Source organism: Stenotrophomonas sp. STEN013 (assembly GCF_056760355.1).
In genome coordinates this window covers 74,709-92,033 of sequence record NZ_JBRREO010000003.1, presented here as the reverse complement: position 1 = coordinate 92,033, position 17,325 = coordinate 74,709, and the positions used below count along the sequence as shown (strand labels likewise).

The 17,325-nt window shown below is 66.6% G+C and carries 21 protein-coding genes; all 21 read left to right on the top strand.

Annotation, left to right across the window (positions count from 1 at the left end):
- Window positions 1–43: 43 nt before the first annotated feature.
- The 21 genes from fliD to ACVOMH_RS08160 all read left to right on the top strand — a co-directional run bounded on the left by fliD (window position 44) and on the right by ACVOMH_RS08160 (window position 17,320).
- Window positions 44–1,384, top strand: coding sequence for a flagellar filament capping protein FliD (gene fliD, locus ACVOMH_RS08260; protein ID WP_481551629.1), 1,341 nt, complete (start codon window positions 44–46; stop codon window positions 1,382–1,384).
- 141 nt (window positions 1,385–1,525) lie between these two features.
- Window positions 1,526–1,945 (top strand): flagellar export chaperone FliS, encoded by a 420-nt coding sequence (fliS, locus tag ACVOMH_RS08255; protein ID WP_054657808.1) that lies wholly within the window; start codon window positions 1,526–1,528, stop codon window positions 1,943–1,945.
- Window positions 1,938–2,258 (top strand): hypothetical protein, encoded by a 321-nt coding sequence (locus tag ACVOMH_RS08250; protein ID WP_145974348.1) that lies wholly within the window; start codon window positions 1,938–1,940, stop codon window positions 2,256–2,258. The genes fliS and ACVOMH_RS08250 overlap by 8 nt, the downstream gene beginning before the upstream one ends.
- Window positions 2,255–2,824: a PilZ domain-containing protein gene (locus tag ACVOMH_RS08245; RefSeq protein WP_481551628.1), complete on the top strand. Its 570-nt coding sequence runs from the start codon at window positions 2,255–2,257 to the stop codon at window positions 2,822–2,824. Before ACVOMH_RS08250 ends, ACVOMH_RS08245 begins: the two co-directional genes overlap by 4 nt.
- 68 nt (window positions 2,825–2,892) lie before the next feature.
- On the top strand, window positions 2,893–3,525 hold the full coding sequence (locus ACVOMH_RS08240; RefSeq protein WP_481551627.1) for a response regulator: 633 nt from the start codon (window positions 2,893–2,895) through the stop codon (window positions 3,523–3,525).
- A 256-nt stretch (window positions 3,526–3,781) separates the two neighbouring features.
- Complete coding sequence (gene rpoN / locus ACVOMH_RS08235; RefSeq protein ID WP_481551626.1) at window positions 3,782–5,191, top strand: RNA polymerase factor sigma-54; 1,410 nt, start codon at window positions 3,782–3,784, stop codon at window positions 5,189–5,191.
- A 15-nt stretch (window positions 5,192–5,206) separates the two neighbouring features.
- Window positions 5,207–5,590: a response regulator gene (locus ACVOMH_RS08230; RefSeq protein ID WP_481523815.1), complete on the top strand. Its 384-nt coding sequence runs from the start codon at window positions 5,207–5,209 to the stop codon at window positions 5,588–5,590.
- On the top strand, window positions 5,583–7,055 hold the full coding sequence (locus ACVOMH_RS08225; RefSeq protein ID WP_481551625.1) for a sigma-54 dependent transcriptional regulator: 1,473 nt from the start codon (window positions 5,583–5,585) through the stop codon (window positions 7,053–7,055). The genes ACVOMH_RS08230 and ACVOMH_RS08225 overlap by 8 nt, the downstream gene beginning before the upstream one ends.
- A gap of 213 nt (window positions 7,056–7,268) precedes the next feature.
- Window positions 7,269–7,625 (top strand): flagellar hook-basal body complex protein FliE, encoded by a 357-nt coding sequence (gene fliE, locus ACVOMH_RS08220; RefSeq protein ID WP_054659227.1) that lies wholly within the window; start codon window positions 7,269–7,271, stop codon window positions 7,623–7,625.
- A gap of 12 nt (window positions 7,626–7,637) precedes the next feature.
- Window positions 7,638–9,281 carry a flagellar basal-body MS-ring/collar protein FliF gene (fliF, locus tag ACVOMH_RS08215; RefSeq protein ID WP_481551624.1) on the top strand — a complete coding sequence of 548 codons (1,644 nt, stop codon included), beginning with the start codon at window positions 7,638–7,640 and terminating at the stop codon, window positions 9,279–9,281.
- Window positions 9,282–9,291: 10 nt separating this feature from the next.
- Window positions 9,292–10,278 carry a flagellar motor switch protein FliG gene (gene fliG / locus ACVOMH_RS08210; RefSeq protein WP_057506496.1) on the top strand — a complete coding sequence of 329 codons (987 nt, stop codon included), beginning with the start codon at window positions 9,292–9,294 and terminating at the stop codon, window positions 10,276–10,278.
- Complete coding sequence (locus ACVOMH_RS08205; RefSeq protein WP_481551623.1) at window positions 10,275–10,913, top strand: FliH/SctL family protein; 639 nt, start codon at window positions 10,275–10,277, stop codon at window positions 10,911–10,913. Before fliG ends, ACVOMH_RS08205 begins: the two co-directional genes overlap by 4 nt.
- Window positions 10,910–12,289 (top strand): flagellar protein export ATPase FliI, encoded by a 1,380-nt coding sequence (gene fliI / locus ACVOMH_RS08200; RefSeq protein ID WP_481551622.1) that lies wholly within the window; start codon window positions 10,910–10,912, stop codon window positions 12,287–12,289. The genes ACVOMH_RS08205 and fliI overlap by 4 nt, the downstream gene beginning before the upstream one ends.
- A complete protein-coding gene (gene fliJ, locus ACVOMH_RS08195; protein WP_054660815.1) occupies window positions 12,286–12,738 on the top strand; it encodes a flagellar export protein FliJ in 453 nt (150 codons plus the stop codon). Before fliI ends, fliJ begins: the two co-directional genes overlap by 4 nt.
- Window positions 12,735–13,811, top strand: coding sequence for a flagellar hook-length control protein FliK (locus ACVOMH_RS08190; RefSeq protein ID WP_481551621.1), 1,077 nt, complete (start codon window positions 12,735–12,737; stop codon window positions 13,809–13,811). The genes fliJ and ACVOMH_RS08190 overlap by 4 nt, the downstream gene beginning before the upstream one ends.
- A 153-nt stretch (window positions 13,812–13,964) precedes the next feature.
- Window positions 13,965–14,477: a flagellar basal body-associated FliL family protein gene (locus ACVOMH_RS08185; RefSeq protein ID WP_481551620.1), complete on the top strand. Its 513-nt coding sequence runs from the start codon at window positions 13,965–13,967 to the stop codon at window positions 14,475–14,477.
- Window positions 14,478–14,486: 9 nt separating this feature from the next.
- Window positions 14,487–15,503 carry a flagellar motor switch protein FliM gene (fliM, locus tag ACVOMH_RS08180; RefSeq protein ID WP_054659989.1) on the top strand — a complete coding sequence of 339 codons (1,017 nt, stop codon included), beginning with the start codon at window positions 14,487–14,489 and terminating at the stop codon, window positions 15,501–15,503.
- The gene (gene fliN, locus ACVOMH_RS08175) at window positions 15,496–15,840 is read left to right on the top strand and encodes a flagellar motor switch protein FliN (protein ID WP_057506493.1); all 345 of its coding nucleotides are present in this window, start codon (window positions 15,496–15,498) and stop codon (window positions 15,838–15,840) included. The genes fliM and fliN overlap by 8 nt, the downstream gene beginning before the upstream one ends.
- Window positions 15,837–16,253: a flagellar biosynthetic protein FliO gene (fliO, locus tag ACVOMH_RS08170; RefSeq protein WP_481551619.1), complete on the top strand. Its 417-nt coding sequence runs from the start codon at window positions 15,837–15,839 to the stop codon at window positions 16,251–16,253. The genes fliN and fliO overlap by 4 nt, the downstream gene beginning before the upstream one ends.
- A 3-nt stretch (window positions 16,254–16,256) precedes the next feature.
- Window positions 16,257–17,039: a flagellar type III secretion system pore protein FliP gene (gene fliP, locus ACVOMH_RS08165; protein ID WP_481523806.1), complete on the top strand. Its 783-nt coding sequence runs from the start codon at window positions 16,257–16,259 to the stop codon at window positions 17,037–17,039.
- Window positions 17,040–17,050: 11 nt separating this feature from the next.
- A complete protein-coding gene (locus tag ACVOMH_RS08160) occupies window positions 17,051–17,320 on the top strand; it encodes a flagellar biosynthetic protein FliQ (protein WP_054659996.1) in 270 nt (89 codons plus the stop codon).
- Window positions 17,321–17,325 lie beyond the last annotated feature (5 nt).

Genomic DNA, 17,325 nt, shown 5'->3' with positions numbered 1-17,325 from the left:
CTGCCTGGCCACCACGACGGCCATCTGGCCCGCAAGGAAAACCATGGCTCTGAATACAATCGGCTCCGGCCTCGACATCCCCACCATCGTCGCGCAGCTGGTCGCCGCCGAGCGTGCACCGACCGCCAACCGCATCAACAGTGCCGGCACGGCCGCCACCGCCAAGTTGTCGGCGCTGGGCAATATCAAAAGCGGGCTGAGCAACCTGCAAACCGCGCTGGAAGCATTGGGCAAGAGCGCCACCAGCCCGGCCTTCAAGTCGAGCGTGGCCGAAGGCGCGGGATTCTCCGCCAACATCGGGACCGGTGCGGTCGCCGGCAGCTACAGCATCGAGGTGGCCAGCCTGGCCCAGGCGCAGAAGCTGACCTCCGGCGCGTTCGCCAAGGACGCGGCCGTCGGTGACGGAACGCTCTCCATCGCCTGGGGCGAGAACGCGCTGGATGTGGAGATCACCGAAGGTAGCACCCTGTCCGATATCGCCGCGGCCATCAACAAGGCTGCCGGTGGCAAGGGCGTCAGTGCCAGCGTCATTACCGCCGACGACGGCCAGCACCTGGTACTGAACGCGACCGATCCGGGCACCGCGGGCGCACTGAAACTGTCCACCACCGCTGGCGATGGTGGCCTGGCCGCGCTGACCTGGAATGGCAGCGCCGGCGGGTTGTCGCAGACCCAGGCCGCCACCGATGCGGTGGTCCGCGTCGACGGCTTCGAGCGCACCTCCAGCAGCAACAGCATCACCGACATCATCCCCGGCGTGACGCTGAGCCTGAGCAAGGCTGACGTCGGCGTGACCAAAACGCTCACGGTCAGCCAGGACAACGCGCCCCTGAAGGCCAACCTGCAGGGGTTTGTGGCCGCGTACAACGCGACCATGGGTGTACTCAAGTCGAGCAGCAGCTACAACGCCACCAGCAACACCGCCTCGGCCCTGACCGGCGATGCGATGGTGCGCGGCCTGCAGCAACAGATGCGCAACCTGGTCGGCGGCAATGTCACGCAGCTCAAGGCACTGGGCATCAGCATTTCCAAGGAAGGCACACTGAGCCTGGATGCCGGCGAATTCGACAAGGCGATGGCCGCCAACCCCACGGCCGCCGATGCGTTGCTGGGTGAAAAAGGCAGCCTGGCAACCAGCATGAAATCGCTGCTCAAGAGCCAGCTTGATGCCACCCACGGCTCCCTGAGCCTGCGCACCGAAGGCTTGAACAAGCAGATCAAGAAGCTAGAGAGCGACCTGGACAACCTGGATGCGCGCATGGAGAAGGTTTCCGACCGCTACACCAGGCAGTTCACCGCGATGGACACGATGGTGGCGAAAATGCAGAGCACCAGCGATTACCTGAGCCAACAGCTGGCCGCACTGGCGCCCAAGTCCAAGTAAACATCCCCGCACCGCCCTCAAGCCCGGGCCAACCGGGCCGATAGAAAGAGCGACACCCCGCATCGCATCGCCCCGGCGCCTGTTGGCGCTCCCCGTCGCCCATCCATGAGCGCGGGGCGGGCATAAAGGAGATTCCGACCCATGTACGGTTCCAGCCGCCAGTTCGCAGAGCAATATCGCAAGGTGGGAGTGACGAGCAGCGTCTCCGACGCCGATCCGCACAAGCTGGTGGCGCTGCTGCTGAGCGGCGCCTGTGAACGCATCCGACAGGCCGAGGCCTGCCTGCTGCAGGGCGACCAGGCCCGCAAGGGCAAAGCCATTGGCGAAGCCTGCGCCATCGTCGGCCACCTCAACGGCACCTTGGACCACGAAGCCGGCGGAGAAATGGCCGGCAACCTGTCCGCGCTGTATGACTACATCGCCCAGCGCCTGACCGAAGCCAATCTGCACAACGATCCCTCCGCGTTGCACGAAACCCTGCGCCTGCTGGGCGAAATCGAATCGGCCTGGAACGCGATCCCCCTCGCCCAGCGCCAGCGTCCGGCCGCTTCCCATGCCTGAGTCCACCATGACCAACGACGCCGGGCTGGAGGCGCTTTACAGCAGCCTGGAATCCCTGCGCATCGCGCTGGGCGAAGAAGACCACGAGCTGGCGCAGCGCATCGTCGCCCATCACGATCTGCAGGTACGCGAGTACATCGCCGCCAACGGTGGCGAGGCGCAGGCCGGTGCATTGCGCTCACTGCTGGAAATGCAGCAGTCGTTGACCGCTGATATGACTGACCGCCGTGATGCCGCCGCAGCCCAGCTGCGTGCCGGCCACCAGTCGGTACGCGCCGTGCAGGCCTATCATCAGGCAGAATCGCTGGCATGAACGCCCCCGCCTCGCCGTCCGCCGCTGAAACCGAGCTGTTTGCCGACACGCTCAGCTGCGATCTTGCGGTGCCGGCCGAATTCGAGGCCGGCGTCCAGGTACGCCGCCCGGGCAACGCGGAAATGCTGTTGCGCAGCGTCGCACTGGTGGAGGACTCGCGCGGTGCCGATGACGGCGAGGAGCGTTTTGAGGGCAGTGCCCAGCTGCAGCGCCTGGAAGCGCGCCTGGATCTGGCCCTGGTGTTGCTGGGACGCCTGTTGCAGCAATCCATGGCGCCCCTGCCGACCTGCAATCTGAAGTGGTCCCGGCTGGGGCTGCGACTGGCGTCGCCACACGGCAGCGGCGCGGCCCCCGGGAGCGCAGGGGTGATCCGGCTGCAGCCGGCCGACTGGCTGCCCGACCATATCGAGCTGCCGGTGCAACTGGTTGCGGAACAGCAAACCGATGGCATCCATCACCTGTGGCTGCGCCTGCATCCGGCCAGCGACGCGCTGACGGCGGCCGTGGAACGCCACCTGTTCCGCCTGCATCGGCGTCAGATCGCCGGCACCCGGCGCGTACGCTGACCGCCGGTTGGCGCTGCGGCAGCCACTCGGCTACTGTGACCGCCTACCCACTACCGATGCCTGCCCCAGTGCGCGTTCTTATCGTCGATGACCACACCCTGGTGCGCGCCGGTCTGTGCCGGCTGCTGCAGAGCTTTGCCGGCATCCAGGTGATCGCTGAAGCCAGCAGCGCCGATGAGGCAGTGGAAATGGCGGTATTCCATCAGCCCGAACTGGTGTTGATGGATCTGTCGATGCCCGGTCGCAGCGGCCTGGAAGCGCTGTCGGACATCCGATTGAGGGTTCCCGACGCGCGCATCGTGATGATGTCCATGCACGATGACACCGCGCATGTGCGTGATGCACTGGACCGCGGCGCGGTCGGCTTCATTGTCAAGGATGCCGCCCCGCAGGAACTGGAGCTGGCGCTGCGGGCGGCCTATTCCGGGCAGCTGTTCCTCAGTCCACAGATCTCGGCAAAGATGCTGGCACCGATGCTCAGCCGGGAGCGTCCTACCGGCGTTGCGGCGCTCTCGCCGCGACAGCGCCAGATCCTGCGCCAGCTTGGCAACGGTCAGAGCACCAAAGAGATCGCCGCCGACCTGGGTATCAGCGTCAAAACCGTGGAAACCCACCGGGCGCGGATGATGGAAGCGCTGGGCTGCCGCCGTGCCAATGACCTGCTGCTGTTCGCCGCGCGCCATCAGCAGGAGCTGGCGTAAAACCGGCGGGCGCGGTTGTGGCCTGACGTCACAGTTCCGGAATTCCGTCACCCGCCCTCCCCCGCGCCCCTCAGAACACTGCAATACAAGGGGTTGCGGCTTTCCGGCGCGTCAGGATTACGTCCCGGCGTAAGGCAATCCCTGACATGGCGTCGGTGATTCGACTACCGGCATCAGGTTTGCACCGATTCAAACCCTGACACCGCCCACGCAAGATGCGTTCCATAACGTATTTTTCACGTGTTGGTGTCGCCCCATGAAGACCACGCTTTCCGCCCAGCTCGGGCAACAGCTCCACCTCACCCCGGCGCTGCTGCAATCCATCCGTCTGCTGCAGCTCAATGGCATGCAGCTGGAGCAGGAAGTGCGTCTGGCTCTGGAGAACAATCCGCTGCTGGAGATGGTGGAAGAGCACGCTACGGCCGATGACCTGCCGCCTGCTGCCGATGCACAGGTCGAAGCTGCCGCTTTCGATGAACTGCCCGAGAGCTCGATGTGGGATGTCGCCGGCGGTGGCTGGAACGAGGGTGAGGACGACCGTACCGCACGCATCGCCGCCGGCGAATCCAGCGACCCCCATGTCCGCCTGCTGCGCCAGCTTGCGCTGGATCTGGATGAAGGCGATCTGGAAATCGCCGCGTTCTGGCTCGAACACTGCGATGACGCCGGCTATCTGGATGCGCCGCTCGCCTCGCTGACCCTGCTGGCCAGCGCCCGCTTCGACCGTGACGGCGCCCATGTGGAATCCATCCGCCAACGCCTGCTGACCGGGGACCCGTGCGGCATGGCCGCGGTGGACCTGCGCGAAAGCCTGCAGGTGCAGCTGTCCACCCTGCCCGGCTGCGTGCCGGCCCGCCATCTGGCCACCCGCCTGCTGGCCGGCGACCTGGCGCGGCTGGCCTCGCACGACTACGCCGCGATCGCCCGTGAGCTGGATGCCGAGCTGGAGGATGTGCTGGAGGCATTCCGGCTGGTGTTGTCGCTGCAGCCGCGTCCCGGCGACAGCCTGATTCCGCAGGACGACACCCGGATCATTCCCGACGTGGTGGTCTGGCATGCCGACGCCCAGTGGCGCGTGGCGCTTAACCACGGCACCGCACCGCGCCTGGCCATCAACCCGGCCTACGAACAGGCGGTCATCGACAGTGCCGGCGAAGCTGCACAGCCGATGCGTGAAAAGCTGCAGGAGGCACGCTGGCTGACCCGCGGGCTGTCCATGCGCTATGACACCCTGCTGCGTACCGCGCGGGTGGTGGTCGAGCGCCAAGCCGCCTTCCTGATGCGCGGCGAAGAAGCCATGGCGCCGTTGACCCTGAAGGAAGTGGCCGACGCCATCGGCATGCACGAGTCCACCGTCTCGCGCATCACCTCCGGAAAATACCTGCAGACCCCGCGCGGCACCTTCGAACTGAAGCACTTCTTCGCGGTGCGACTGGAGGGCGCCAGCATCTCCGGCCAGGCGGTCAAGGCCATGGTCAAACGCCTGATCGACGCCGAACCGCCCGCACGGCCACTGGCCGATGAGGCCATCGCCCTGCTGCTGGCGCGCCAGGGGGTGAACATCGCGCGGCGAACCGTCGCAAAATACCGCGAGCAGCTTGATATCGCTCCGGCCCGCGAACGTCGCCGGCAGAACGCCAAGCCCCAACTGGCCCGCGCGGGCTGAGAACCAAGGAACTCCATGAACAAGCTCACCGTGCTGCTGGTCGATGACCATGAAGGCTTCATCAACGCCGCGATGCGCCATTTCCGCAAAGTGGAATGGGTGCAGATCATCGGCAGTGCCGCCAACGGGCTGGAGGCGATCGAGCGCTCCGAAGCACTGCGCCCGCAGGTGGTACTGATGGATCTGGCGATGCCGGAAATGGGCGGCCTGCAGGCCACCCGGCTGATCAAGACCCAGGACGATGCCCCGTACATCGTCATTGCCAGCCATTTCGACGATGTCGAACACCGCGAGCACGCCCTGCGTGCGGGCGCCGACAATTTCGTCAGCAAACTTTCCTATATCCAGGAGGTCATGCCGATCCTGGAGAGCCTCAAGCAGGACGACAGCAATGAGTGAGTCACGCATCCTTGTCATTGATGGCGACGGCGTCCGCGCCGAACGTACCGTGGCGCTGCTGGAGTTCATGGACTTCACCCCGCGCTGGGTGACCGACGCCGACGACATCGACACCCGTCGCCACCGTGCCAACGACTGGATGGCGATCGTGGTCGGGCATCTGGAAGACAGCGCCCGGGCTGCGCCATTCTTCGCCTGGCTGGCGCAGACCTCGATGCCGCCCCCGGTACTGCTGGCCGAAGGCGATCCGCTGGCCTTCGCCCGCCACTACGGCTTGCATGAGGCCAATGTGTGGCCGCTGGAGCAGCCGCTGCGCCACGCACAGATGGAAGCGCTGTTGCGCCGCGCCAGCCTCAAGCGGCTCGATACCGAGCATCAACAAGGCGCCGCGCAGGAAAGCGGCCCCACCGGCAGCAGTCCGGCAGTGGTGGAACTGCGCCAGCTGATCGACCAGGTTGCCGCGTTCGACACCACGGTGCTGGTGCTGGGCGAATCGGGCACCGGCAAGGAAGTGGTTTCCCGCGCGATCCACCAGCGCTCGCCGCGCCGCGACGGTCCGTTCGTGGCGATCAACTGTGGCGCGATTCCGCCGGACCTGCTGGAAAGCGAGCTGTTCGGCCACGAGAAGGGCGCGTTCACCGGCGCCCTGACCGCGCGCAAGGGCCGCTTCGAAATGGCCGAGGGCGGCACCCTGCTGCTGGACGAGATCGGCGACATGAGCCTGCCGATGCAGGTCAAGCTGCTGCGCGTGCTGCAGGAACGCAGCTTCGAGCGCGTCGGTGGCAACCAGACCATCCGTTGCAACGTGCGCGTGATCGCCGCGACCCATCGTGACCTGGAGTCGCGCATCACCGACGGCAAGTTCCGCGAGGACCTGTTCTACCGCCTCAACGTGTTCCCGATCGATGTGCCGGCGCTGCGCGAACGCACCGCCGATATCCCGGCGCTGGTGGAAACCATCGCCGGCCAGCTGGCACGCACCGGTCGCGGCGAAGTCCGCTTCACCGTCGAAGCGCTGGAAGCCCTGGCCCGCCACCCGTGGCCGGGCAATGTGCGCGAACTGACCAATCTGGTCGAACGGCTGGCGGTGCTGCATCCCGGCGGCATGGTGCGGGTGCAGGACCTGCCTGCACGCTACCGTGGCGATCATCCGCCGGCACCAGCGGCCACGCTGGATGAGGAGCGGCCGCTGATCGGCCTGGGCGCACCGGCCGAAGCCACTCCGGCGGCGCCGGTGGCAACCGGGGCCGGCACTCCCGCCGCGACCCACCTTCCCAATACCGGGATCGATCTGCGCGATCACATGGCCACCATCGAACTGTCGCTGATCAACGAAGCGCTGGAACGCACCAGCGGGGTCGTCGCCCATGCCGCGCAGCTGCTGGGCCTGCGCCGCACCACGCTGGTGGAGAAGCTGCGCAAGTACGGCATCGAGCGCGAATCCGCGGAAGCCGCCACCAGCTGAGCGACCGGACATAGTGCGACCACCGACACAGCGCCCTCCGGGGCGCTTTGTTTTTGTGGCCAGCGCCGGCCTGGCGCAGCGCCATAAACCGGACGACGGGAAATCGTCACCCGACACAGCCCATCCCGTCACCGCAGCCATTCCCCGGGCCGCGAATTTAGGCACGCGACTTGCAGTTGAACAGGCAGCAACCCCGTTCCGGAATCCCGCCTGATGTCCCACTCGATCACCTCTGTTCTTTCCCAGATCCGCACCCTGCAGACCCAGGTCAGCCAAGCCGCACCGACCGGGGACATCGCCCGCAGCAATGCCATCCAGGGACTGGGCGAAGGCAATGCAATCAATGCGCCCTCCTTCAGCCAAACCCTGCAAGGCGCGATCAAGGGCGTGAATGATGCCCAGCAGAAATCCGGCGCCCTGGCCGCCGCCTTCGAGCGCGGTGAGCCCGGTGCCGACCTGGCCCAGGTGATGGTCGCTTCGCAACAGTCCCAGATCGCCTTCCGCGCCACCGTGGAAGTCCGCAACCGTCTCGTCCAGGCTTACCAGGACGTGATGAACATGCCGCTGTAAGGATAGATCCGCATGGCACTCGCGCTCTCCAGAGACGCTCTCAATCCGGAAAAAGCCGGCGCATGGTTCGACCGCCTGCAGAGTCTGCAGATCACCCGGCGGCTGGGATTGATGGCAATGATCGCCATCGCCGTGGCGGCGGGCCTGTTTGTGTTCTTCTGGGCGCAGAAGCCGCAGATGATGCCGCTGTACACCGGGCTGGACCAGAAGGCGACGGCAGAGGCCACCGACCTGCTGCGCGCTGCACAGATTCCGTTCGAGCTCAATGCCGCCACCGGCGCCATCAGCGTGCCGGAAAAAAACGTGCATGACGCGCGGTTGAAGCTGGCCGGTTCCGGTCTGACGGAAAGCGGCCGGCTGGGCTTTGAGCTGATGGAGCGCGATCCCGGTTTTGGTGTCAGCCAGTTCGTGGAGAACGCCCGTTACCAGCACGCGCTGGAGACCGAGCTGGTGCGTACCATCACCGCCCTGCGTCCGGTGCGCGATGCGCGCGTGCATCTGGCCATTCCCAAGCCCAGCGCGTTCACCCGCCAGCGTGACGTGGCCAGCGCCTCGGTGGTACTGGAGCTGCGCGGCGGCCAGCAGCTGGAACGCAACCAGGTCGATGCGATCGTGCACATGGTGGCCTCCAGCATTCCGGACCTTGCTCCGGAGCGGGTGACCGTGGTCGACCAGAGCGGGCGCATGCTCACCATCGCCGACCCCAACAGCGACGCCGCGCTCAATGCCGCCCAGTTCGACCAGGTGCGCCGCCTGGAAACCTCGTTCAACCAGCGCATCCGCGAACTGCTCGAGCCGATGACCGGAGCCGGCCGGGTGAATCCGGAAGTCAGCGTGGACATGGATTTTTCGGTCATCGAAGAGGCCCGTGAGCTGTACAACGCCGAGCCGCAGAAGGTCCGCAGCGAGCAGATCAGCGAAAACACCAATGCCGGGGCTGGCCCGCAGGGGATTCCCGGTGCCGCCAGCAACACCCCGCCCGGTCCGGATGCCACGGCGGCGACCGCGGCCACGGCCACGGAAAGCAGCAAGAGCGCGACCCGAAATTACGAGCTGGACCGCACCCTGCAGCACACCCGCCAGCCGGCCGGTCGCGTCAACCGCGTGTCGGTGGCGGTGCTGGTCGATCACGTGCCGCGCGCCGGTGCCAACGGCAAGCTCAGCGATCAGCCGCTCAGCGCCGCCGAACTCACCCGCGTGGAAGCGCTGGTCAAGCAGGCGGTCGGTTTCAACGCCGAGCGCGGCGATACCGTGTCGGTCATGAACGCTCCGTTCGTGCGTGAACCGGTGCCGGTCGAAACGCCGAAGTGGTGGGAGAACCCGCAGATCCGCGATGCACTGCGTCTGGTGCTGGGGGCGATCGTGGTGCTGGCCCTGCTGTTTGGTGTGCTGCGCCCGGCCATGCGACAGATGTCCAGCCCGCCCAAGGCCTTGCCGGGTGCCGAGGACGACCCGCTCAGCGCCGATGTGCAGATCCTGGACGACGATTCCGAGATGCCGGCACTGGCTGCCGACCGTGTACAGCTGGATGCCCCCTCGCCGCTGGCATTGCCGGTGGATGCCTACGAAGAACGCCTGCGGATGGCGCGCGAAGCGGTACAGGCCGATTCCAAGCGCGTGGCGCAGGTTGTGAAGGGTTGGGTTGCCAATGACTGACGTTATTCCGATGACCGGCGTGCAGCGCGCCGCCGTGCTGCTGCTCTCACTGGGCGAGCAGGATGCCGCCGAGGTGCTCAAGCACATGGAGCCCAAGGAGGTGCAGAAGATCGGCATCGCCATGGCCACGCTCAACGATGTCACCCGCGAGCAGGTGCAGCAGGTGATGGACGAGTTCGGCGCCGCGCTGGGCAACAAGACCTCGCTGTCGGTCGGCTCGGACGACTACATCCGCAACATGCTGGTGCAGGCGCTGGGTACCGAGAAGGCCGGCAACCTGATCGACCGCATCCTGCTGGGTCGCAACACCACCGGTCTGGACGCGCTCAAGTGGATGGATCCGCGCGCGGTGGCCGACCTGGTACGCAACGAGCATCCGCAGATCATCGCCATCGTCATGGCGCACCTGGAAACCGACCAGGCCGCCGAGGCGCTCAAGCTGCTGCCCGAACGCACCCGGGTCGACGTGCTGCTGCGTATCGCCACGCTCGATGGCATCCCGCCCAACGCGCTGAACGAGTTGAACGAGATCATGGAGCGCCAGTTCGCCGGCAACCAGAACCTGAAGTCCTCCAACATCGGCGGCGTGCAGTGCGCAGCCAACATCCTGAACTTCATGGACGGTGGCCAGGACCAGGTCATTCTCACCGAGATCGGCCGCATCGATGCCCCGCTCGGCGGCCGCATCCAGGACCTGATGTTCGTGTTCGACGATCTGGTGGACCTGGACGATCGTGAAATGCAGCTGGTACTGCGCGAAGTCAGCGGCGAGCGCCTGGGTCTGGCCCTGCGTGGCGCCGACATCAAGGTGCGCGACAAGATAACCCGCAACATGTCCCAGCGTGCCGCCGAGATCCTTCTTGAAGACATGGAGGCCCGCGGTCCGGTGCGTCTGTCCGATGTGGAGACGGCGCAACGCGAGATCCTGGCTATCGTCAAACGCATGGCCGATGAGGGCACGGTCACCCTGGGCGGCAGCGCCGAGGCGATGCTGTGAGTCCGGCCGTTCGCTGGCATGCACCGGACCTGATGGCCGCTCCGGCCGTCATTGAAGCCGTGTCCGAGGAGTTTCCGGAGCAGCCGCTGCCCGAGGAGCCGGCGCCGCCGGCGCTGCACCTGCCGACACTGGAGGAGATCGAGGCGATCCAGGATGCGGCGCGTCGCGACGGCCGCGAGGAAGGTCACGCCGAAGGCTACGCACAAGGCCAGGCCGAGGTGCGCCGGCTGATCGCGCAGATCGAAGGCATCCTCGACAACTTCACCCGGCCGCTGTCGCGTCTGGAGGATGAAGTGGTCGGCGCACTGGGCGACCTTTCGGTCCGCATCGCCGGCAACCTGGTCGGCCGCGCCTATGAAACCGATCCATCACTGCTTTCGGCGCTGGTGCACGAGGCCTTGAGCACCGTCGGCAGCAACCACCGCGATGTCGAGGTGCGCCTGCATCCGGACGATATCGCCGCGCTGGCACCGCTGCTGTCGCTGCCGGAGGGGCAACGGCTGGTGCCGGACCTGGGCCTGAGCCGTGGCGATCTGCGCGTGCATGCCGAAGCGGTCCGTATCGATGGCACCCTCGATGCGCGTCTACGCTCGGCACTGGGCACCGTCATGCGCCGCGCCGGAGCCGGCCAGTGAGCGCCGCGCCCTCCCCGCCCGAGTGGGCCGCCGCGCGCAATCTGCGCCTGGCCGCACGTCTGGAAGGCATCGCACTGGAGGCCGGCAACGGCCGTGGTCTGATCCGCGAAGGAGTCCTGCGCCGCGCCGTCGGCCTCACCCTCGAAGCGGTCGGCTGCGAAGCGCCGATGGGCGCCAGCTGCAAAGTGGAAATCATCGACGGTGGCTGGGTCGATGCCGAAGTGGTGGGGTTCTCCGGTGACCGCACCTATCTGATGCCCAGCGCCGAGCTGCATGGCCTGCTGCCCAACGCCCGTGTGGTGCCCTCGTTCCGCCGCGGCGGCGTGGAAGTCGGCGAAGGCCTGCTCGGCCGCGTCATCGATTCGGACGGCATCCCGCTGGACGGCAAGGGCCCGATCCGCGCCGAGGGCACCGTCGGCATGGCCGGCGTGTCGATCAACCCGCTGGCGCGCGAGCCCATCACCCAGCCGCTGGACGTGGGCGTGCGTGCGATCAACGCGCTGCTGCCGATCGGCCGCGGCCAGCGCGTGGGCCTGTTCGCCGGCTCGGGCGTGGGCAAATCCACACTACTGGGCATGATGACCCGCTACACCGCGGCCGATGTCATCGTGGTCGGCCTGATCGGTGAGCGTGGTCGCGAAGTACGCGATTTCGTCGAATCCACCCTCGGCGAGGAGGGTCTGCGCCGCGCGGTGGTGGTGGCCAGCCCGGCCGACCGGCCACCGCTGGCGCGCCTGCATGGCGCCTACCGTGCCACCGCGATTGCCGAATGGTTCCGTGACCAGGGTTTGAATGTATTGCTGCTGATGGATTCGCTGACCCGCTTCGCCCAGGCCCAGCGCGAGATCGGCCTGTCCGTGGGCGAGCCGCCGACCACCCGCGGCTATCCGCCGTCGGTATTCGCCAAGCTGCCGGCGCTGGTCGAGCGCGCCGGCAATGGCGCCAAGGGCCGCGGTTCGATCACCGCGTTCTACACCGTGCTGACCGAAGGCGACGATCCGCAGGATCCGATCGCCGATGCCGCCCGCGCCATCCTTGACGGCCACATCCTGCTTTCGCGGCGGGTCGCCGACAGCGGCCTGTATCCGGCCATCGATGTCGAATCCTCGGTCAGCCGTGTGGTCCAGGACATCGCCGATGACACCTGGCGGGCGCGCATCCGCAAGCTCAAGCGGCTGGTGGCGGCCTATTCGGCCAACCGCGACCTGATCGCCATCGGTGCCTACCAGCGCGGCAACGATCCGGTCACCGACGAGGCGCTGGCACGCTGGCCGGAGATCATGGAATTCCTCGGCCAGGACGTGCACAACGCCGCCGATCTGGGCCACAGCCTGGATGCATTGCAACAGTTGGTAGATAGCGAGAAATCCGCATGAGTCCGTCCCGTCGTCTCGACCCGCTGCTGCGCCATGCGCAGGACCGCGAAGATGAAGTGGCCAAGGCACTGGCCGAGCGCCAGAAAACCCTGGAAATGCACCAGTCGCGCCTGTCCGAACTGCGCCAGTACGCCGATGAATATGCCAATGCGCAGATGGCCGCGACCAGCGCCTCGCAACTGATGAACCGGCGCGCGTTCCTGGACCGGCTGGACAACGCGGTACAGACACAGAGCAAGACCGTGGACAGCAACCGCGAGCATGTCGATGCCGAACGCGCACGCCTGCTGCTGGCCTCGCGCGACAAGCAGGTGCTCGAACAGCTGGCCGCCAGCTACCGCGCGCAGGAAAAGCAGGTCGCCGAACGGCGCGACCAGCGCGAGATGGACGATCTGGGCGCACGCCGCGCGCGCCTGGCAAAGCGTACCGACGACGGAGAACCGGCATGAGCATGCTGTCGATCAGCAGCGCACCGGCCCCGTCCTCCGCCAGGGACACGACCGGCGCCCTCTCCGGCAGTCGCGCGGACAGCAAACCGGCGAGCGGTTTCGACGCACTGCTGACGGCCGCGCCCGCGCCGGCCGGTGCCGACAACGCCAGCGCCGCCGACACCCCTGCAGCGCGTCAGGATTCCGGCACCGGCACCGAATCCGAGCCCGAAATCCAGGAAGAAGACGCGCCAGGCAGTGCCAATGTCGAGAAACCGGCACCGGCGGCGCCTGATGACAGCCTGGACGCCCCCTGGCCACCGCTGGGGCTGTCCGGCCTGATCCCGGTGCCGCTGGAACCGGTACCGCCGCCAGCGGCATCCGCTGCGCCGGCAGCGGCCGCGACGCCTGCCGCGACCGCCATGGCCGCTCCCGCCACCGGACCGCTGCCGGGGCAGGCACTGCAGGCCATCGCGCCTGCGGCCGCCCCCCCCGCCAGCGAAGCCGTCATCGACACCGTGCCCGGACAGATCGCATTGCCGGCCAATGCCCCGCCCATGCAGGTGGAAGAGCGGCAGGAAACGCCCACGCCAGTGGCATTCCAGCAGATGCTGCAGAGCGTGGCGACCGCGGAAGCACGCACAACGGCCGCACCGGTGGTCCTCGCCACAAGCGTCACCCCGGATGTGAACAGTCCGGAGTTTGAAGACGCCTTCGGTGCCCGCATCGGCTGGCTGGCCGACCAGAAGATCGGCCATGCCCATATCCGCGTCACTCCGCACGAGATGGGGCCGATCGAGGTGAAGCTGCAGCTTGATGGCGACCGTCTGCATGCCAGCTTCAGCAGCGCCAACGCCGACGTGCGCCAGGCGCTGGAAAGCAGCCTGCCAAGGTTGCGCGACATGCTTGGCGAACAGGGGCTGCAGCTGGCCCAGGCCGATGTCGGCCAGCAACAGAGTGCGCCGGAACGCGATGCGGCGGGCCCGGACGCCAGCGGCAGCGGTGATGTGCGCGACGGCGCCAGCGACGACGCCTTGCCGGCCATGAGCGGTCATTCGCTGCGGCTGCGCGGGCTGCTTGACGCCTACGCCTGAGCGCTGCGCATTCCGGCCGCCTCCGCGCTGGCGCCACGCAAGGCGCCGGCGCCCGTCATTGACGCGCGGCAACGCCGCCCACTTTTCCCCGTCACACCCGCGGTTCGGCACATGACTTGCATCTGACTGGAGAGCATTCCTGAGGAGCACATCGTGGCCGTAGCTGCCGACAAATCCCGCAAATCCGCCGACACCAAGGACGCCCCGGGCAAGCCCAAGCGCACGGTACTGGTCACCGCCCTGATCGCACTGCTGGCCGCTGGCGCTGCCGGTGGCGCGGTGTGGTACTTCACCCAGGCCAAGGAGGGGGCCCCCGCCAAATCCGCGGCACCGGCCAAGCCGGCGCCGGCCCAGTACTACGCCCTGGACCCGGCGTTCGTGGTCAACATGAACAGTCCGATCGATGGCCCGCGCTACCTGCAGGTCGAAGTCCAGCTGATGACCCGCGACCCGATCGCGCTGCAGGCGCTGGAAACCCACGCCCCGGCGATCCGCGCCAAATTGCTGATGCTGTTTTCCCAGGTCAGCCCGGAGCAGATCGCCGACCGTCCCGGCAAGGAGAAACTGCAAGCGTCGGCGCTGGCCGAAGTACAGAAACTGATGACCGCTGAAACCGGCAAGAAAAGCGCCGATGACCTGCTGTTCACCAGTTTCGTGACCCAGTAAGGCGCTGCGATGAGCATCAATGACCTGCTGTCACAGGACGAGATCGACGCGCTGCTGCATGGCGTGGATTCGGGCAAAGTGGAGACCGACGAGCCGGAACCGGCGCCCGGCGAGGCCCGCACCTACGACTTCGCTAGCCAGGACCGGATCATCCGCGGGCGCATGCCCACCCTGGAAATGGTCAACGAACGCTTCGTGCGCCTGTGGCGTATCGGTCTGTTCAACCTGATCCGGCGTTCGGCCGAAATCTCGGTGCGCGGCATCGAGCTGATCAAGTTCGGCGACTACCTGCACTCGCTGTATGTGCCCACCAACCTCAACCTGGTCCGCTTCAAGCCGCTGCGTGGCACCGGCCTGATCGTGTTTGAACCGACCCTCGTGTTCGCGGTGGTGGACAACTTCTTCGGTGGTGACGGGCGTTACCACACCCGTATCGAGGGCCGCGAGTTCACCGCCACCGAGATGCGGGTGATCCAGCTGATGCTCAAGCAGGCCTTCGCCGACCTCAAGGAAGCCTGGGGTCCGGTGATGAACACCGACTTCGAGTACATCAACTCCGAGATCAACCCCCACTTCGCCAACATCGTCAGTCCGCGCGAATACGTGGTGGTGTGCCGTTTCCACGTCGAGCTGGAGAGCGGCGGTGGCGACATCCACATCACCTTGCCGTACTCGATGCTGGAGCCGATCCGCGAGCTGCTCGATGCGGGCATCCAGAGCGACCGCAACGACCGCGACGAAAGCTGGGCGGTGATGCTGCGCGAGCAGCTCAATTCGGCCGAAGTCGAGCTTTCCAGCGTGCTGGCCAAGCGCCGCATGAGCCTGCGCGAACTCACCCAGCTGAAGATCGGCGACATCCTGCCCATCGACCTGCCCCAGGAAGTCCCGCTGTGTGTGGAAGGCATCCCTGTCTTCACTGGCGAGTTCGGTGTGGCCAACGAACGCAACGCCATCAAGATCACTGCAACCCAACCGCCCGGCACCCGCAAAACGCTGCCGGCGATCCAGGAAAAATCCCATGACTGACATCGAAACCCCCGCAACCCCGCAGGCTACCCCGGCCCAGTTCGCCGATCTGCGGGCAGATGGCGTCGCCACCACCGATCTGGATCTGGATGTGATCCTGGATGTGCCGGTGACCCTGTCACTGGAAGTGGGACGCGCGCGCGTGCCGATCCGCAATCTGCTGCAGCTCAACCAGGGCTCGGTGGTGGAGCTGGAGCGCGGCGCCGGTGAATCGCTGGACGTCCTGGTCAACGGCACCCTGATCGCCCATGGCGAAGTGGTGGTGATCAACGACCGCTTCGGCGTGCGCCTGACCGACGTGGTCAGCCCCAGCGAGCGCATCCGGAGACTGCGTTGATCGCACTGCTTGCCACTGCCGCACCGGCCGCCATGGCCCAAGGCCAGCCGGCGACGGTCGGCCAGCATGCGAGCACCGCTCCGGGCATGTTCGGTGCGGTGCTGGCGCTGCTGATGGTGCTGGCGCTGATCGTCGGCCTGGGCTGGCTGCTCAAGCGCCTGCCCGGTGGCGGTTTCCGTCCGGCCGAAGGCCTGAAGGTGGTGGCCAGCCTCAACGTGGGCGCCAAGGAGCGCGTGGTGGTGGTGGACGTCAACGGCCAGCAGCTGCTGCTGGGCGTGACCGCCGGCGGTATCAGCACCCTGCACCAGCTGCCCGGACCGTTGCCGCAGGCGCCGCCTCCGGCGCTGCCCAATTTCAAACAACTACCGAATTTCGCCCAGCTGCTTGCCCAGAAGCTGCGCAAGGAACCCTGAATCATGTCGGGTCATCGTCTTTCCCGCCTTTCCTGCTGGCAGTGGCTGTTGCTGCTGGCGCTGGTCGCCTTTCCGGTGCTGGCCCTGGCCACCCCGGCCGCCCCGCAGATGCCGGTGCTGCCGGATGTGAACGTCGGCAAGATCGGCAGCCAGCCGGTCAGCCTGCCGCTGCAGACCCTGCTGCTGATGACAGCCATCACCCTGCTGCCATCAATGCTGCTGGTGCTGACCGCCTTCACCCGCATCATCATCGTGCTGGGTCTGCTGCGCCAGGCGCTGGGCACCGGGCAGACGCCCTCCAACCAGATCCTGCTGGGGCTGGCGCTGTTCCTGACCGCGATGGTGATGATGCCGGTCTGGGAAAAATCCTGGAGCACCGGCATGGCGCCCTATCTGGACGGTCAGATCGACTTCCAGACCGCGTGGACCCTGACCACCCAGCCGCTGCGGGCGTTCATGCTGGCGCAGGTGCGCGATACCGACCTGATGACCTTCGCCGGCCTGGCCGGTCACGGTACCTACGCCAGCCCGGATGCGATCCCGTTCCCGGTACTGGTGGCCTCCTTTGTCACCAGCGAGTTGAAAACCGCCTTCGAGATCGGCTTCCTGATCTTCATTCCGTTCCTGATCATCGATCTGGTCGTGGCCAGCGTGCTGATGTCGATGGGCATGATGATGCTTTCGCCGATGATCATTTCCGCCCCCTTCAAGATCCTGCTGTTCGTACTGGTCGATGGCTGGGTACTGGTGGTCGGCACTCTTGCCGCCAGCTTCAACGCCGTCTGAGGAGCGATGTCTTGAGTCCTGAACTTGCCCTCACCGAACTGCGCGGCGGCCTTGTCGCCACGCTCTGGGTCGCCGGCCCGTTGCTGCTCACCGTGCTGGTGATCGGCGTGGTGGTCGGTGTGATCCAGGCGGCGACCCAGCTCAATGAACCCACCATCGCCTTCGTCGCCAAGGCCGCCGGCCTGACCGTGGCACTGTTTGCGCTGGGCAGCCTACTGATCGGCCATCTGGTGGAATTCACCACCTTGCTGTTCCAGCGCATTCCCCATCTGATCGGATAGGCCGC

Excerpts from the sequence above, each read along its gene's own strand:
- fliD (WP_481551629.1), top strand. The coding sequence starts at position 44 with ATGGCTCTGAATACAATCGGCTCCGGCCTCGACATCCCCACCATCGTC.
- fliS (WP_054657808.1), top strand. The coding sequence starts at position 1,526 with ATGTACGGTTCCAGCCGCCAGTTCGCAGAGCAATATCGCAAGGTGGGA.
- ACVOMH_RS08250 (WP_145974348.1), top strand. The coding sequence starts at position 1,938 with ATGCCTGAGTCCACCATGACCAACGACGCCGGGCTGGAGGCGCTTTAC.
- ACVOMH_RS08245 (WP_481551628.1), top strand. The coding sequence starts at position 2,255 with ATGAACGCCCCCGCCTCGCCGTCCGCCGCTGAAACCGAGCTGTTTGCC.
- rpoN (WP_481551626.1), top strand. The coding sequence starts at position 3,782 with ATGAAGACCACGCTTTCCGCCCAGCTCGGGCAACAGCTCCACCTCACC.
- ACVOMH_RS08230 (WP_481523815.1), top strand. The coding sequence starts at position 5,207 with ATGAACAAGCTCACCGTGCTGCTGGTCGATGACCATGAAGGCTTCATC.
- ACVOMH_RS08225 (WP_481551625.1), top strand. The coding sequence starts at position 5,583 with ATGAGTGAGTCACGCATCCTTGTCATTGATGGCGACGGCGTCCGCGCC.
- fliE (WP_054659227.1), top strand. The coding sequence starts at position 7,269 with ATGTCCCACTCGATCACCTCTGTTCTTTCCCAGATCCGCACCCTGCAG.
- fliF (WP_481551624.1), top strand. The coding sequence starts at position 7,638 with ATGGCACTCGCGCTCTCCAGAGACGCTCTCAATCCGGAAAAAGCCGGC.
- fliG (WP_057506496.1), top strand. The coding sequence starts at position 9,292 with ATGACCGGCGTGCAGCGCGCCGCCGTGCTGCTGCTCTCACTGGGCGAG.
- fliJ (WP_054660815.1), top strand. The coding sequence starts at position 12,286 with ATGAGTCCGTCCCGTCGTCTCGACCCGCTGCTGCGCCATGCGCAGGAC.
- ACVOMH_RS08190 (WP_481551621.1), top strand. The coding sequence starts at position 12,735 with ATGAGCATGCTGTCGATCAGCAGCGCACCGGCCCCGTCCTCCGCCAGG.
- fliM (WP_054659989.1), top strand. The coding sequence starts at position 14,487 with ATGAGCATCAATGACCTGCTGTCACAGGACGAGATCGACGCGCTGCTG.
- fliN (WP_057506493.1), top strand. The coding sequence starts at position 15,496 with ATGACTGACATCGAAACCCCCGCAACCCCGCAGGCTACCCCGGCCCAG.
- fliP (WP_481523806.1), top strand. The coding sequence starts at position 16,257 with ATGTCGGGTCATCGTCTTTCCCGCCTTTCCTGCTGGCAGTGGCTGTTG.